Source organism: Lysinibacillus sp. FSL L8-0126 (genome assembly GCF_038630385.1).
Taxonomy (GTDB): Bacteria; Bacillota; Bacilli; order Bacillales_A; family Planococcaceae; genus Lysinibacillus; species Lysinibacillus fusiformis_D.
Genome location: NZ_CP152028.1, coordinates 278,879 through 294,149, shown reverse-complemented (window position 1 = coordinate 294,149; position 15,271 = coordinate 278,879). Strand labels below are relative to the sequence as shown.

Sequence of the window (15,271 nt, the reverse complement as noted above, 5' to 3'; positions counted from 1 at the left end):
ATTTGTGAATGAAGAAATGACAATACAAAGTCTCATAAAAGTATTGCTAAAACGCTGGTTCTTCATCCTCATGCTCATGATTCTATCTATGGGCATCGCTATATTGATAAGTTATTATATTCAAACGCCGATATATGAAGCGGAAACGCAATTATTGGTCAATCAAAAAAGCTATGAAAATCAGCAACTAGTAGGTGCACAAAATGTTGATACGGATCTGCGACTCATTAATACGTACAATGTGATTATTAAAAGTCCTGTTATTTTAGCGAAGGTTATTGATGTACTGTCACTTGATACGACACCAGATGAATTAATGAAGCAAATAGAGGTTTCAAGCGCCAATAATTCCCAGGTGGTGAATATTCGCGTACAGGATAAAAATGAAGAGAATGCAGTGAAAATCGCCAATTCAATTGCCGAAGTGTTTAAAGAGGAAATTCCTGTCTTGATGCATGTAGACAATATTAATATTCTTTTTGTTGCCCAAAGCAGTGAGCAGCCAGTACCAGTAAAGCCAAATAAAATGCTGAATCTTATTATAGCTGCTATTTGCGGCTTCGCTTTGGCTATTGTGCTAGCGTATTTTTTAGAAACGATTGATAGGACCATTAAAACAGAGCAAGATATCGAGGAGATTTTATCATTACCAGTGATTGGGGTCGTCAGTAATATCGAATTACAGACGAGAAAAAAACTGAGGGTCAGGGGGCCATCCTAATGTTTTTTAAGAGAAAAACAAAGAAAATACCAATGGCTCGAAAGCTGATCACCGTTTCCGATATGTCGTCGATTCCATCAGAGCAATATCGAACAATTCGCGCAAATATTAAGTTTTCACAGCCTAATCGAGATGTGAAGACGATTTTAGTAACCTCTTCCATTGCTGGCGAGGGAAAATCTACAAATGCGGCGAATATTGGTGTGGTATTTTCGCAAGAGGGTAAAAGCGTGCTGATTGTAGATGCTGATATGCGTAAACCTACTTTGCACCATACGTTCTATCTAGACAATATTTTAGGGCTTTCCTCAGTATTATCACGGCAATCTGCACTACAAGAGGTGATTCAAGAAACTTTCGTCGAAGGAGTAGATATCATTTCGAGTGGGCCAATTCCTCCCAATCCGACAGAGTTATTAGCTTCAGAAACGATGACCTCCCTCCTGGCTGAAGTGAAAAATATATACGATATCATTATTTTGGACGCACCACCGTTACTTTTTTTATCGGACGCACAAATTTTATCGAATAAATGTGATGGCACCCTTTTAATTGTCAATACAGGGGCGGTTGGGCAAGCAGACGTTATCAAATCGAAGTCAATCTTAACAGTTTCTAAGGCTAATATTTTAGGTGTTATCTTGAATAACTATAAGATCAAGGGCAATACGTACGAGCATTATTATGGCAAAGAATAAGGATGGAAAATAGCTTTGAAAAAAATTTTGCATATTATTCCAACAACAGATTTCGGCGGTATTACATCGATGGTTGTCGACATTTGGACGAATACGAATAAATCAATGTACCATTTTGATTTTCTATCGTTTAATAAAGGGCAATACCATGAGACATTAGTTCAACAGGGCTCCAAGATATTTTACGAAACATACATTACCCAGCAAGGACCACTTGCTTATATGAGGAAACTTTATCGAATCCTAAAGCAGCAACAATATGACGCAGTTCACGATCATACAGGCTATCGAGCGGTCTTTACATTGCTGGCAGCTCGTTTAGCGGGTGTTCAATGCCGTGTTTTACACAGCCATACGAATGTTGCTGAGGAGTGGAACAATAAGATTATGTTAGCATTGTTGAAAAGACTAAGTGTTTACAATGCAACAAAATTGGTGGCATGTAGTCAAAAGGCGGGGGAATTTTGTTTTAGTAAAAGGCCTTTTGAAGTAATAGCAAACCCAATTGAACTTCAAAAAGTAAAATGTATATCATTTGAAGAGAGAAAAAAATGGAGAGAAGAACTAGGGATAAAAGATGATGAATTAGTGTTAGGGCATATTGGACGCTTTGTACCAGTGAAAAATCATTCTTTTTTAATTGAACTCTCCGTCTATTTAAAACAGCGAGGTATCCCTTTTCAACTATTTTTGATAGGGGATGGGCCTTTAGAGCAAGAAATTCGACAGCTCGTCCAACAAAAAAATGTAGAGGACTGTGTACGAATTTTAGGACAGCGTGCAGATATACTCACGCTCCTTCAACTCTTTGATAAATTTCTCCTGCCATCACACTTCGAGGGCTTTGGGATTGTCCTTTTAGAGGCACAAGTTTGCGGGACACCTGCTATTGTTTCTTCCTCTTTACCGAGAGAAGTAGATTTACATATTGGTTTAGTGCATTATCTAGATCTACATGGAGAGATTGATAGTTGGCTTCAGGCCATTGTAACTCAGAATGGTCAAGTGGATCACCAAATGATTCATGACCATATTAAAATGAAAGGACTTGATGCACAAGCGATTGCAAGCAAATTGTGCACGCTCTACATATAACGAAACTACATCAAAGGATGAGACTATTCAAAAGAAGATTAAAATTACGCATATCATCACGACCATTGGCCTTGGTGGAGCAGAGGCCATGCTTTATCGTCTCTTAGAAAACATGGATCGGGATGGTTATGAGGTAGAGGTCATCTGTTTAACGGAGATGGGAACGTATGGTGAGTTAATAGAAAAGCAATTAAATATTAAGGTAACGATATGCGATCTGCGTAGCAATCGTGTCAACGCGTTTATGAATTGCTATCGTTTATGTCAAGAAAGCGACATTATTCAAACATGGATGTATCATGCTAACTTACTAGGATATATCCTAGCGATATTGCTAAAAAAGAAATTAATTTGGGGAATTCACCATAGTAATCTCAATAAACAAGATAATAAACGCCGGACAATTTTTATTGCCAAGCTTTGTGCAAAATTGTCAAAACGTGTAGATGCTATTATTTCATGTGGACCAAAAGTAAAAGAAATCCATGAAGCGATTGGCTACAGTGGTAAGCAGCATCGTGTCATTGTTAATGGCATCAACACAGATCAATATCAGCCAAGCACGAAGAGGCAATATTTTGTAGAACAATTTGACATCATCAATCAACCCATTTTATTGCATGTTGGCAGATGGGACCCATTAAAGGATTATGAAAATTTGATGGCTAGTGTAAAAAAGCTAAGGCAGCAACGGCAAGATTTTTATTTGTTTTTAGTAGGCTTTGAAATTGATGATGCCAATAGGGATTTACTACAACTGATTGAGTCGGCCCAGTTAGAGGAAGTGACGTTCTTATTAGGCAGTAGAGAGGATATTCCACAATTAATGGCAGCAGCTGATGTATTCGTTTTATCCTCAGTAGGAGAGGGGCTACCGAATGTGCTAGTGGAGGCATTGGCAAGCGGCACATGCTGTGTCACAACGAATGTTGGAGATTGTGCTTATTTGGTCGGGAATAGTGGTGAGGTTGTAGCTGCCAAGGATGCAGAGGCTTTAGCAAGTGGAATTAATACGGCTTTAAATTACAGTTCACGGCAATATGCACAAAAAGCGAACCTTGGTCGTGAACATGTGTTAGCAAATTTTCAAATTCAACAGGTTGTTGCGCAATATCAATCATTATATCCAGCAATTCTAAAGGAAAGTCCATCCTAACTAATAGAAAGGTGTGCTCATGAAAGAAATAAAGATTGGAGCCATTCTTTCTTATATAACAATCGGCTGTACAATGCTCTCTTCACTCATTTTCACACCTATTATGATATCACTCCTTGGTCAGAAAGAATTTGGTCTATATTCCTTAATGATTGTACTTGTAGGTTATCTCTCCATTTTAGATTTGGGGTTAGGTAATGCTATTGTACGCTATATTGCTAGAAATCGAGCAGCAGCAGATCCAACATTAGAAGCAGCATTAAATGGATTTTTTCTGAAATTATTTGTTGGTATCGGCTGTCTTACTTTATTAATAGGATTTTTCTTATTTTCTCATGTGGATATTATTTTTGGGCAAAGCTTATCTGGGGAACAATTAGAAAAGGCCAGGTTAATGGGCTTTATAATGACGATTAGTTTAGCAATGCAATTTCCGCTAGGTGTCTTCACTTCCATCTTACAAGCATATGAAAAATTTATTTTTATTAAATTAACGACATTATTACAGGTGATTGTGCAGCCCCTGACAATGTTGTTTTTTCTTTTACAGGGAACAGATGCGGTGACATTGATCTATATTATTGCTATTTACAACATACTTTTTTTACTGTTAGATGCCATTTATTGCATGAAGGTGCTGTCCATCCAATTCACATTTAGTCTCCAAAATACAACTCTCATAAAGGAAATTTTCATCTATTCATTTTTTATTTTTATTACTGTGATTGTTGATAAAATTTATTGGCAAACAGATCAAGTGTTATTAGGCATATTTAAGGGGATCGAGGATGTTGCCATCTATGCAGTAGCGATTCAAATTGTGTTGATCTTTATGTCACTGGCTTTAGCGATTAGCGGATTGTTTTTACCTCGTATTTCTATGCTAGTGACAAAAGAAGATGGCTTAGTAGAAATAAATCAGCTATTCGTAAAAGTTGGCGCGATTCAATTTTTAGTTGTGGGCTATATATTAGGGGGCTTTTTTCTTTTTGGTCAAGAGTTTCTAGTATTATGGCTAGGTCAAGAGTTTATTGCCATTTATGCGATTGTCCTCATTATTATGGTGCCGTTTAGTATTGATCTCATACAAAATCTGGGTCTTAATGTGTTGAAGGCAAAAAATTTGTTTAAATTTAGAACCATTTTATTAATCATTGTTGCCGTTGCAAATATTTTTGTATCAATACCGGCTATTTACTTTTATGGCAAAATCGGTACCGCGATTGTTACAGCTTGTTCATTATTTATTGGAAATGTAGTGATTATGAATATGTATTACCACAAGAAAATTGGCTTGGATATCTTTAGGTTTTGGCGTACTATTGGCAGGCTAGTACTGGCCTTTGTTGTTGCTATTTGCTGTAGTGAACTTTTATGGGAACTAACAAACCCTTCAGTTACTTGGCTATCTATTAGCCTATCTATTTTTTACTACACGCTACTGGCAGGTATCAGTCTATTTTGTATTGCTTTGACGAAAAAACAAAAATCAAAGTGGCTAAAGCTTTTTCGTAAAGGAGGCGCAATATTTTGGCGTCCAAAATCTTAGTGAGCGTTATTGTACCTGTTTACAATGCTGAGCCCTATTTGGAGAAATGTTTAACAAGCATTTGTCAGCAAACATTAAAGGATATTGAGATAATTGTCATTAATGATGGCAGTGAAGATCAATCATTAACGATCTTACAAAAGTTTGCACAAATTGATGCACGTATGACCATTTTTACGAATGCCAATAGTGGTGTTAGTAAAGCAAGAAATGTTGGAATAGACCATGCCAACGGTCAATATGTTACCTTTGTTGATGCAGATGATTGGCTAGAGCTAACGATGCTTGAAGAATTGTATCAAGCATGTAAGCTGACAGGCTCTGCTATTGCAAAATGTGATTTATTTTGGCAAGCAGCGGAGGGCAGCAGGTCGTTATATTATCCATCCAACAGTTACTGTACTTACAGTGCCATTGATTGTTTACACAAATTATTTACTGAAATAGGAGAAACACATTTTGGTTTTGCCAGCTGTAAATTGTATAAAAAATCCTTTTTAGATTTCCATAGGCTACAGTTTGATGAAGCGATGAGCTTTGCAGAGGATACAGTGTTTCTGACAAGGGCTGTCATACAAAATCAGTCCATCTGTTATGTTCCAAGACAGCTTTATTATTATAATGTGGCGAATGAAAGCTCCTTAACAAAAAAAGCCATGGTCCATTTACGACACAATTATGATGTATTGTATAAAAAGCTTTTGAAGGAATTACAGGATGGCGAGGTTTATGCGGAAGTGAAAAATAGCTTTCTGAATTACCAATTGGAGGGGCTATTGATTATTCTTCATCAAAGTGCTACTGCACAAGAGATGAAGTATGAGATTCAATCCTTTTTAAAGGCTTATCCAGACGTATTAAAGGTTAAGTTAATGAAACGAAAGATGAAACAAATTGTTTTTTTAAAGCTTATCAAAAACAATTGGCTTACACTATCTTCAACACTAATTTATTTAAATGTGAAAAAGCATCAAGTGATTTCGCGTTGTTAGATTGATCTTGATTTAGCCGATGTTTTTTGCAATGAAGACGCCAACTGAAATAGGGAGACACCAAAAGGAGCAATAACGGTGTGACCAATATCATGTTGCTCCAAGGATACTGGTGGAGGTTATTGATATGGAAGAAAGCCTGCACGATGCAGGTCAGTTAATTGTTGTCACAGGTCGTGACGGTCTTAGGTTAACTTCTACTTGTTAGCTCGAAAAAATCTGGAAGCATTGTTTATCTGCGCAAAGGCGAAGTATCAGCGGCAATGACGCCGAGGCGTCATTGATATTTTATTTTGCGTAATCCTCCTCCTAGCGTTACAATTAGTGATGGTATTCAGGTGCGAAGTTAAAGTCTCTGAAGCATAATGATATAGAGGCGTAATGGAAAGAAAGAGTGGTTAAAAAATGAAGGTTTTATTTATTGGCGATATTGTAGGTTCAATTGGTCGAGATGCGGTGGAAAAATATTTACCTCGCTTAAAAAAGAAATATAATCCAGACGTTGTCATTGCCAATGGTGAAAATGCTGCGGCAGGACGTGGCATTACTCATAATATTTATAATAGCCTGCTACAAATAGGTGTAGATGTAATTACAATGGGTAATCACACATGGGACAATAAAGATATTTTCGATTTTATCGATGATGCGGATTATTTAATTCGTCCTGCTAACTTTTCAAGTGAGGCACCTGGTAAAGGTATGGTGCAAATTTCTAAAAACGGTGTGACATTATCTGTCATTAATTTACATGGTCGTGTATTTTTACCTCCTCATGAGGACCCATTCGCAATGGCAGATAAGCTAATAGAGGAAGCCCGTCAAACGTCACCACTTGTTTTCGTAGATTTTCATGCGGAAGCGACTAGTGAAAAGATTGCCCTTGGCTGGCATTTAGATGGCAAGGCTTCTGCGGTTGTGGGGACACATACACATGTACAAACGGCCGATGCAAGAATTTACCCGAACGGCACAGCCTATATTACGGATGTAGGTATGACAGGTCCATATGATGAGGTTTTAGGCATGACGAAGGATAGTGTCATTTATAAATTCCAAACAAATATGCCATCCCGTTTTGAAGTACCGAAAAAAGGACGAGAGGTTTTAAGTGGTTTCTTTGTAGAGATGGATGATCGAACAGGGAAAGCTACTGCCTGTGAACGCATTTATATAAATGAAGATTATCCGTTTCAAGGATAAATAAGTCGAAGTATGTTGGTTTACGACTCTTTTGCTGTGGATACAGGTTTATTTGTGAAACTAGTCTATTTCCGTTTTGCGGAGCATAAAATGTGCTACGGACAATAACTTGAGGTCCAAAAAGGGGGACATGAGTTGTTGAGCGTAAACACTATTCGCGAAACGGGGAGGAATAATTGTGGATTCATTAAAAGTATCATCACGCTCTAATCCAAATTCAGTTGCAGGTGCATTAGTCGCGGTAATCAGAGAAAAAGGGCAGGCAGAAATGCAAGCAGTTGGGGCAGGTGCACTTAACCAAGCCGTAAAAGCAGTGGCCATTGCACGCGGATTTGTAGCGCCAAGTGGCACAGATTTAATTTGCGCACCGGCGTTTGCCGATATTTTAATTGCTGGTGAAGAACGTACAGCCTTGAAGCTGCTCGTGGAAAAACGTATTCGATAAAAAAGTAATGAACTAAAATGCCTTGTCACATAATAACGTGGCAAGGCATTTTTTCGTTTTCCTGTTTACATATGATACATGTCACTTGAAATAGAGGTGTGATTTTGCTTGGATTTGAAAATTACAACTTTATGAACAGGATTTTCAGTCAAAGGTCTGATTTTCGCCTAAATCGTTGAGAAACAATAGTGCAGAAGGTTTCTTCGTGTTAAACTTATGAAGGAAAAATAATAGTACACATTGGATTTAAGGAGTTGTTGACATGTTACATCAGCTTTCATGGAAAGTCGGTGGGCAACAGGGTGAAGGGATTGAGAGTACAGGTGAAATTTTCTCAATGGCAATGAATCGTCTAGGCTATTTCCTATACGGTTATCGTCACTTCTCTTCTCGAATTAAAGGTGGCCATACGAATAATAAAATTACAGTTCGTCCAACAGAAGTGCGTGCAATTGCGGATGATTTAGATATTTTAGTGGCATTCGATCAGGAAACAATCGATGTCAATTATAAAGAGCTCACAGAAAACGGTGTTATTTTAGCGGATGCAAAATTTGACCCGGTCAAACCAGAAGATTCAAAGGCGCCATTATTTGCTGTTCCATTTACAGAAATAGCAGCAGAGCTTGGTACATCGTTAATGAAAAACATGGTAGCCATCGGAGCAACAGCATCATTGCTTAACCTAGAGGATGCAGTGTTCCAAAATGTTGTTGATGATATTTTTGGGAAAAAGGGCGAAGAGGTCGTTCAAAAAAATATGGAAGCCATTACACGTGGTCGTCAAATTATGAATGAGCTTTTGGGTGAACGTGTAGGCCAATGGGAACTTGCACCTGCAGACGGCAAACGTCGTATGTTTATGATTGGTAACGATGCAGTGGCACTTGGTGCATTAGCTGCTGGGACACGCTTTATGGCAGCATACCCAATTACGCCAGCTTCTGAAATTATGGAATACTTAATTAAGAAGCTACCGAAATTCGGTGGGACAGTTATCCAAACGGAGGATGAGATTGCTGCGGCAACAATGGCAATCGGAGCTAACTTTGGTGGTGTACGTTCCTTTACTGCTTCAGCAGGCCCTGGTCTTTCATTGATGATGGAGGCAATTGGTCTTTCCGGTATGACAGAGCAACCATTAGTAGTAGTAGACACGCAACGTGGAGGCCCTTCAACTGGACTACCAACAAAGCAAGAACAATCGGACTTAATGGCTATGCTTTACGGAACACATGGAGAAATCCCTAAAGTAGTCATTGCGCCTTCAACAATGGAGGAAGCATTTTTTGATACAATCCAAGCATTTAATATTGCAGAGGAATTGCAATTACCAGTTATTTTAATGACAGATTTACAATTGTCTCTAGGGAAACAATCGGTAGAACCGTTTGATTACGATAAAATTGAAATTCGTCGAGGTAAAATTGTGATTGATGACCTTGATGAGGCTGTCGATAAAGCCTACTTCAAACGCTATGAAGATACTGAAGATGGGATTTCACCTCGTGTTTTACCAGGTACATTGCATGGTATTCACCACGTTACAGGTGTTGAACATGATGAAACAGGGAAGCCATCTGAGGCAACGGGCAATCGTCAAACACAAATGGATAAACGCTTCCGTAAATTAGAGAGTTTGAAATTTGATAACCCTGTCTTTGTCAATGCACCACATGAGGAAGCGGATATCTTATTAGTAGGCTTTAACTCAACAAGAGGAGCTATCGAGGAAGTGCAAGAACGACTTAATGCGCAAGGAATGAAAGTGAATCATGCGCATATTCGTTTAATTCACCCATTCCCATCTGCGGAAATGGCACCTCTTGTAGCACAAGCGAAAAAAGTGATCGTTGTAGAAAATAACTATACGGGTCAATTGGCTAATATTATGAAGATGAATATTGGTGGTCACGATAAAATCGCGACAATCACTAAATATAATGGTACGCCATTCTTGCCAGGTGAATTAGAAAATCGTGTGAAGGAGTTGACTCGCTAATGGCAACATTTAAGGATTTTCGTAATACAGTGAAACCAAACTGGTGCCCAGGTTGTGGAGACTTCTCTGTACAAGCAGCTATTCAACGTGCTGCAGCAAATGTCGGAATTGAGCCAAATGAACTTGCTGTGATTTCAGGAATTGGTTGTTCAGGACGTATTTCGGGCTATATTAATTCTTATGGATTCCATGGTATTCATGGTCGTGCACTACCGATTGCACAAGGATTAAAAATGGCCAATCGTGATCTACATGTCATCGCTTCTGGTGGTGATGGTGATGGATTTGCTATCGGTATGGGGCATACAATTCATGCTATCCGTCGTAATATTGATATTACGTATATTGTAATGGATAACCAAATTTATGGTTTAACAAAAGGTCAAACATCGCCACGTTCTGCTGCTGGATTTATTACAAAATCTACACCAGGTGGAGCGATTGAACCATCATTGAAACCATTAGAGGTAGCATTAACAAGTGGTGCAACATTTGTGGCACAAGGCTTCTCTACTGATATTAAAGAGTTAACAGCTTTAATCGAAGCTGGTATCAACCATAAAGGCTTCTCATTTATCAATGTCTTTTCACCTTGTGTAACGTATAACAAAGTGAACACATACGATTGGTTTAAAGAGAATTTAACAAAACTAGCGGATGTAGAAGGCTATGATCACAATGATCGTGGTATGGCAATGCGTACAGTGATGGAGCATGAGGGCTTAGTAACAGGTGTTATTTATCATGATACGGAAACAACATCGTATCAAGAAAAAGTACCTGGCTACTCAGAGCTACCATTAACAGATATCGATATTAAAATGAGCGAAAATGATTTCAATGATTTAGTAAAAGAATTTATGTAAAAATGATAGAATCAAAGCATTTGGAATGAGGACATTCCAAATGCTTTTTTTATGCTTTAGTAAGGAATCGCGAGTAAAAGCCTAGCCACCGCGAGTATTTGATATTGAATCCTTATAAAATCCTTATAATTGTTTTTTATACTAAGGTCATCGAAAGGATGATGACTAATGATGACAGATTTAATATTGAAGATAGAAAATCTTAATAAGTCGTTTAAAGGGCAAAAAATTGTGGATAATGTATCGTTAGAAATCCAACGTAATACAGTCTACGGTTTACTTGGACCAAACGGAGCGGGGAAATCCACAACATTAAAAATGATGACAGGTATGTTACGACCAAATGCCGGAAATATCATTTTTAATGGACATACATGGACACGAAATGATTTACAGGACATCGGCGTGTTAATTGAAACACCTCCCTTGTATGACAATTTAACAGCAACGGAAAATTTACAAGTTCGCACGATAGCGTTAGGTCTACCGCAAAGTCGTATTGAAGAAGTATTAAAAATTGTAGATTTAACGAATACAGGAAAAAAACGGGCGGGGCAGTTTTCCTTAGGTATGAAGCAACGATTAGGTATAGCGATTGCGCTGCTAAACAAGCCAAAGCTGTTAATTTTAGATGAACCTACAAATGGACTGGATCCGATTGGTATACAGGAGCTTCGTCAGCTTATTCGCTCATTTCCAGAGCAAGGCATCACCGTTATTTTATCTAGTCATATTTTGTCTGAGGTGGAACAGGTCGTGGATGACATTGGCATTATTGCTGATGGCAAGCTTGGCTATCAGGGACCGGCACCACAAGGTCAGGAATTAGAATCACTGTTTATGCAGGTTGTAGCTACCAATAGAAAGGTAGGTTACTAGCATGATAGCCATAATGAAAGCGGAAAAATTAAAATGGAAACGAACATTTATTGCCAAACTACTTTGGCTTACGCCCCTTGTGACCTTACTGATAAGTGCCGTGCTGATGGGTGGCGTGTATTTTCAAACAGGTGCTTATAACTGGTGGTATACTATGCTGCTGCCAGGTGCACTGACGATTTGCTGTGCCTTAGTGGTCGAAAAGGATAAAAAAATAAAATACCATAGTATTCTTGCTTTACCACTGGATCTTAAAAAGATTTGGCTAGGAAAAATAGTATCATTAAGCATATGGCTTCTTTTGATTACGATTATTTTCTTTGGGGGAATCACGGCTGGGGGCAGGCTATTCGGTCATAGTTTACCAATAGCGAGCAGTTTACTAAGTACTTTTGTTATTTTCCTGACGTTTTTGTGGCAAATACCTTTATGTCTTTTCCTAGCAGCTAAATTAGGCACCTATTTAACCATCTTACTCAATGTAGTAGCCAATATCTTAGGGATTGTTGCCTTTGCGGATGGGGAACTATGGTATTACTATCCATTTGCAATTGGTGCACGTTTATTATGTTCTACACTTGGCATATTACCAAACGGTCTACCAGTACCACAAGGCAGTCCTTTATTGGATAAAGGCGTTATACTTCCGGGCTTACTGATAGCACTAGCTTGGTTTATGATGATTAGCTTTCTAACTGCGAAGTGGTTCCAAAAAAGGGAGGCGAACTAGCGGATGGACATGTTACGATTATTGAGAGTGGAATGCCTTAAAACAAAACGAACACCTTTTTTGCTGACACATATACTTGTCCCCCTTGCTATTTCTGGGCTATTTCTAGCCTACTACTCCTATTCGCCATGGGATTTTCAAGGAAAAGTAACTGCCTATTTTCAGGGGTTAGCTTGTGGGCTACCGATTATTATAGGATTAGTATGTGCTATGGCATCTGAGCAAGAAGCAAACGCTGGTCGTTTCCAAGGCATGCTAGCTACAACAAACATAAAAATAAAGGCATACATGAGCAAGCTCATCTTATTATTATTGTTTAGCTTTGGAGCCATCTTTCTATCTATAGCTATTTTTAGTTTTGGCTTTAGAGAATTATTACATGAAGTAGATTTGAGCTATTCATTTTATAGTATGGCTGCTTGTATTCTATTCGGCAGTCATGTGATTTTCTATATGTTACATTTATTTGTAAGCCTCCAATTTGGTAAAGGCGCTTCGATTGGTTTAGGTATTGTAGAAGCGCTGTTGGTCGCCTTATTGCTTACAGGCTTAGGGGATCGTATTTGGCCCTTTTTACCTTATGGATGGAGCGGTCATTTTGTTTCATTATGGATTTTAACATCGATGGGAACCGATTTAACATTGCTCAAAACAAGTATTCAAACTGGCATAATGGCGTGCTTAGGGGGTATCCTATTGACTTTTGCGCTGTCTTGTTTATGGTTTTGGAGATGGGAAGGTAGAGCATCTGAAAATTAGAGGGTGAATTATGGCAAATATATTAGTAGTGGATGATGAAGTAGATATTTTAATGTTGATAAAGAATGCACTTTATAAAGATAAACACTTAGTAACCATTGTGTCCGAACCGACAGAAGTAGGAAAGATGGATTTAGGTTCCTTTGATTTAATTTTGCTTGATGTGATGATGCCTATTATGGATGGCTTTACATTATGTGGGCAAATTCGGCATGCTGTAGATTGTCCGATTCTTTTTCTTACAGCTAAATCCTTAGAAGAAGATGTGATGTATGGTTTAGGCTTAGGTGCAGATGATTATTTGATTAAACCATTTGGCATTGGAGAGCTACGGGCAAGGGTGAATGCGCATATCCGACGGGAAAGCAGAGAGAAGCGGAACATCCTTTATAGTGATAAAGTTCATTTTAATCTTTCTGGTAAAGAACTGTTTGTTCAGAATGAGCGCATCCTGCTAACTAAAAGTGAGTATGAAATATGTGAATTTTTAGCACGGCATCGTGGGCAAGTTTTCTCAAAAGAACAGATATACGAATCAATTTTTGGGTTTGATGGCAAAAGTGACAGTACAGCGATAACAGAACATGTCAAAAATATTCGGTCAAAGCTACATGCGTTTGACATAGATGTTATTGATACGGTTTGGGGGATCGGCTATAAATGGAGATGATAAAACCGAGGAAAGGAACACACCTTCATACATTTTTCCTGAGATATTTATTCTTTCTTTGCTTAAGTATCATTTTATTAGGGGCACTATTAATCGGTTTATTCATGTTTGCTTTTTCAGCTACTATTATTTTGCCAGCCAATTATGCTGAAACACAAATCACTTTTGCGAAAGACCGTATTGCTACAAGCAGTGAGGTCACAGATGATATGATTCCTGATCTTGTAGACTACGCAGTGATTTCTAATAAGGGGGAATTTCTTTCTGGTACTTTAACAGAAAAAGAGGCTTCCCATGCATGGCGTTTAAAGCAAAGGGGAGAGACGAAAAGTAATGTTCGATTTTATGCATTTGTTGAGCGAGAACAGGAAGTGTGTATTTTACGCTATGGTTTAGTCCCTGAGTATCGCTCACCTGTTATGAGAAAATATTTACCTAATCCCCAATTAACGGCTTTACTATTGTTTATTATAGGCGTTATCGTACAGGCAACGGTGCTTGCTGTGCATTTCGGCAGAAGACTTAAACGAAAAATGTTGGGCCTACAAGAAGCCATTGAAAAAATCCAACATCAAAATTTAGATTTTCATATAAAACCATCTGGGATTCGAGAAATTGATGATATTGCACTCTCCTTTGAGCAGATGAAGGAGGCATTAAATACTTCATTGACACAACAATGGCAGGCAGAAAGAGCACGCAGAGAACAAATTTCTGCACTTGCTCATGATTTGAAAACACCTCTTACAATTATTAGAGGTAATGCGGAACTTTTATTGGATACTGTTCAAGATGAAGTACAAAAAGAATACAACACTTATATATTAAAAAATACGCTAGAAATTGAAAAATTCACAAAGCAATTAATGGATATATCCAATATGGAGCAAAGTGTTGGTGGTGTAAAAACAACTGTAGAGCTGGCTTCATTTATACAACAGCTAGAACAGCAAATGAAGGCGCTTGCTTTAGAAAAAAATCTTGAAGTTAGTGTAGAAAAGGATAAACTGCCTGATGCCTTTATGATAGAGGAAGAGCTTTTTTATCGAGCTTTATTAAATTTGATCGTTAATGCTATAGAGCACACGCCACATAATAGCAAAGTCACTTTATCTGTTCAGGGAGAGTCCGATATTATTCATTTTACTGTGATGGATAGTGGGGCTGGTTTTTCATCGCAAGATTTAAAGAGAGCCACAAAGCAATTTTATCGGGGAGATCCAAGTAGAAATGCAGCAAATCATCATGACATGGGGCTTTATATTGCCGAGTCCATCATTCAAAAACATGGTGGAACACTAACGTTGGCTAATGATTCAATAACGGGAGGAGGAAAAGTGATAATCACCATTGCGACGTCTTAATTATAAGATGTCTTTTTTTATTGTTAGCGATCAATCGCGAGTAAAAGTACTGCTACCGTGAGTAAAGACACTGCAATCACGAGTATTCAATGTACAATCGTGAGTAAAAGCACAATTAAAGGTTTCATGTAAAAATTGTAGG

15 protein-coding genes are annotated in these 15,271 nt (G+C 38.2%); all 15 read left to right on the top strand.

Translation table 11 applies throughout. The features are described from left to right. The first annotated feature begins 4 nt into the window (after nt 1–4). The 15 genes from MHI34_RS01465 to MHI34_RS01395 all read left to right on the top strand — a co-directional run bounded on the left by MHI34_RS01465 (nt 5) and on the right by MHI34_RS01395 (nt 15,129). Nucleotides 5–721, top strand: coding sequence for a Wzz/FepE/Etk N-terminal domain-containing protein (locus tag MHI34_RS01465; RefSeq protein ID WP_342504050.1), 717 nt, complete (start codon nt 5–7; stop codon nt 719–721). Further along, on the top strand, nt 721–1,419 hold the full coding sequence (locus MHI34_RS01460; RefSeq protein ID WP_036121265.1) for a CpsD/CapB family tyrosine-protein kinase: 699 nt from the start codon (nt 721–723) through the stop codon (nt 1,417–1,419). The genes MHI34_RS01465 and MHI34_RS01460 overlap by 1 nt, the downstream gene beginning before the upstream one ends. A gap of 15 nt (nt 1,420–1,434) precedes the next feature. Then, entirely contained in the window at nt 1,435–2,514 is a 1,080-nt protein-coding gene (locus tag MHI34_RS01455) for a glycosyltransferase (protein WP_244504797.1), read from the top strand. After that, nucleotides 2,471–3,670, top strand: coding sequence for a glycosyltransferase (locus tag MHI34_RS01450; RefSeq protein ID WP_330493464.1), 1,200 nt, complete (start codon nt 2,471–2,473; stop codon nt 3,668–3,670). The genes MHI34_RS01455 and MHI34_RS01450 overlap by 44 nt, the downstream gene beginning before the upstream one ends. A gap of 19 nt (nt 3,671–3,689) precedes the next feature. Beyond that, nucleotides 3,690–5,219: an oligosaccharide flippase family protein gene (locus tag MHI34_RS01445; protein ID WP_330493465.1), complete on the top strand. Its 1,530-nt coding sequence runs from the start codon at nt 3,690–3,692 to the stop codon at nt 5,217–5,219. Next, a complete protein-coding gene (locus tag MHI34_RS01440) occupies nt 5,201–6,211 on the top strand; it encodes a glycosyltransferase family 2 protein (RefSeq protein WP_330493466.1) in 1,011 nt (336 codons plus the stop codon). The genes MHI34_RS01445 and MHI34_RS01440 overlap by 19 nt, the downstream gene beginning before the upstream one ends. Before the next feature lie 405 nt (nt 6,212–6,616). After that, on the top strand, nt 6,617–7,414 hold the full coding sequence (locus tag MHI34_RS01435) for a TIGR00282 family metallophosphoesterase (protein WP_058843922.1): 798 nt from the start codon (nt 6,617–6,619) through the stop codon (nt 7,412–7,414). Nucleotides 7,415–7,592: 178 nt separating this feature from the next. Next, nucleotides 7,593–7,859, top strand: a complete 267-nt coding sequence (locus MHI34_RS01430; RefSeq protein WP_004224903.1) for a stage V sporulation protein S — start codon at nt 7,593–7,595, stop codon at nt 7,857–7,859. A gap of 262 nt (nt 7,860–8,121) precedes the next feature. Next, nucleotides 8,122–9,861: a 2-oxoacid:acceptor oxidoreductase subunit alpha gene (locus tag MHI34_RS01425; protein WP_036121251.1), complete on the top strand. Its 1,740-nt coding sequence runs from the start codon at nt 8,122–8,124 to the stop codon at nt 9,859–9,861. Beyond that, a complete protein-coding gene (locus MHI34_RS01420) occupies nt 9,861–10,727 on the top strand; it encodes a 2-oxoacid:ferredoxin oxidoreductase subunit beta (protein WP_058843921.1) in 867 nt (288 codons plus the stop codon). The genes MHI34_RS01425 and MHI34_RS01420 overlap by 1 nt, the downstream gene beginning before the upstream one ends. A gap of 171 nt (nt 10,728–10,898) precedes the next feature. Continuing rightward, entirely contained in the window at nt 10,899–11,606 is a 708-nt protein-coding gene (locus MHI34_RS01415) for a lantibiotic protection ABC transporter ATP-binding protein (protein WP_058843936.1), read from the top strand. Between the two features lies 1 nt (nt 11,607). Next, a complete protein-coding gene (locus MHI34_RS01410; RefSeq protein WP_330493467.1) occupies nt 11,608–12,336 on the top strand; it encodes a lantibiotic immunity ABC transporter MutE/EpiE family permease subunit in 729 nt (242 codons plus the stop codon). 3 nt (nt 12,337–12,339) lie between these two features. Beyond that, nucleotides 12,340–13,095, top strand: a complete 756-nt coding sequence (locus MHI34_RS01405; RefSeq protein ID WP_330493468.1) for a lantibiotic immunity ABC transporter MutG family permease subunit — start codon at nt 12,340–12,342, stop codon at nt 13,093–13,095. A gap of 10 nt (nt 13,096–13,105) precedes the next feature. Further along, nucleotides 13,106–13,765 carry a response regulator transcription factor gene (locus tag MHI34_RS01400; protein WP_036121239.1) on the top strand — a complete coding sequence of 220 codons (660 nt, stop codon included), beginning with the start codon at nt 13,106–13,108 and terminating at the stop codon, nt 13,763–13,765. Continuing rightward, nucleotides 13,756–15,129, top strand: a complete 1,374-nt coding sequence (locus tag MHI34_RS01395) for a HAMP domain-containing sensor histidine kinase (protein WP_342504049.1) — start codon at nt 13,756–13,758, stop codon at nt 15,127–15,129. Before MHI34_RS01400 ends, MHI34_RS01395 begins: the two co-directional genes overlap by 10 nt. Nucleotides 15,130–15,271: the final 142 nt, after the last annotated feature.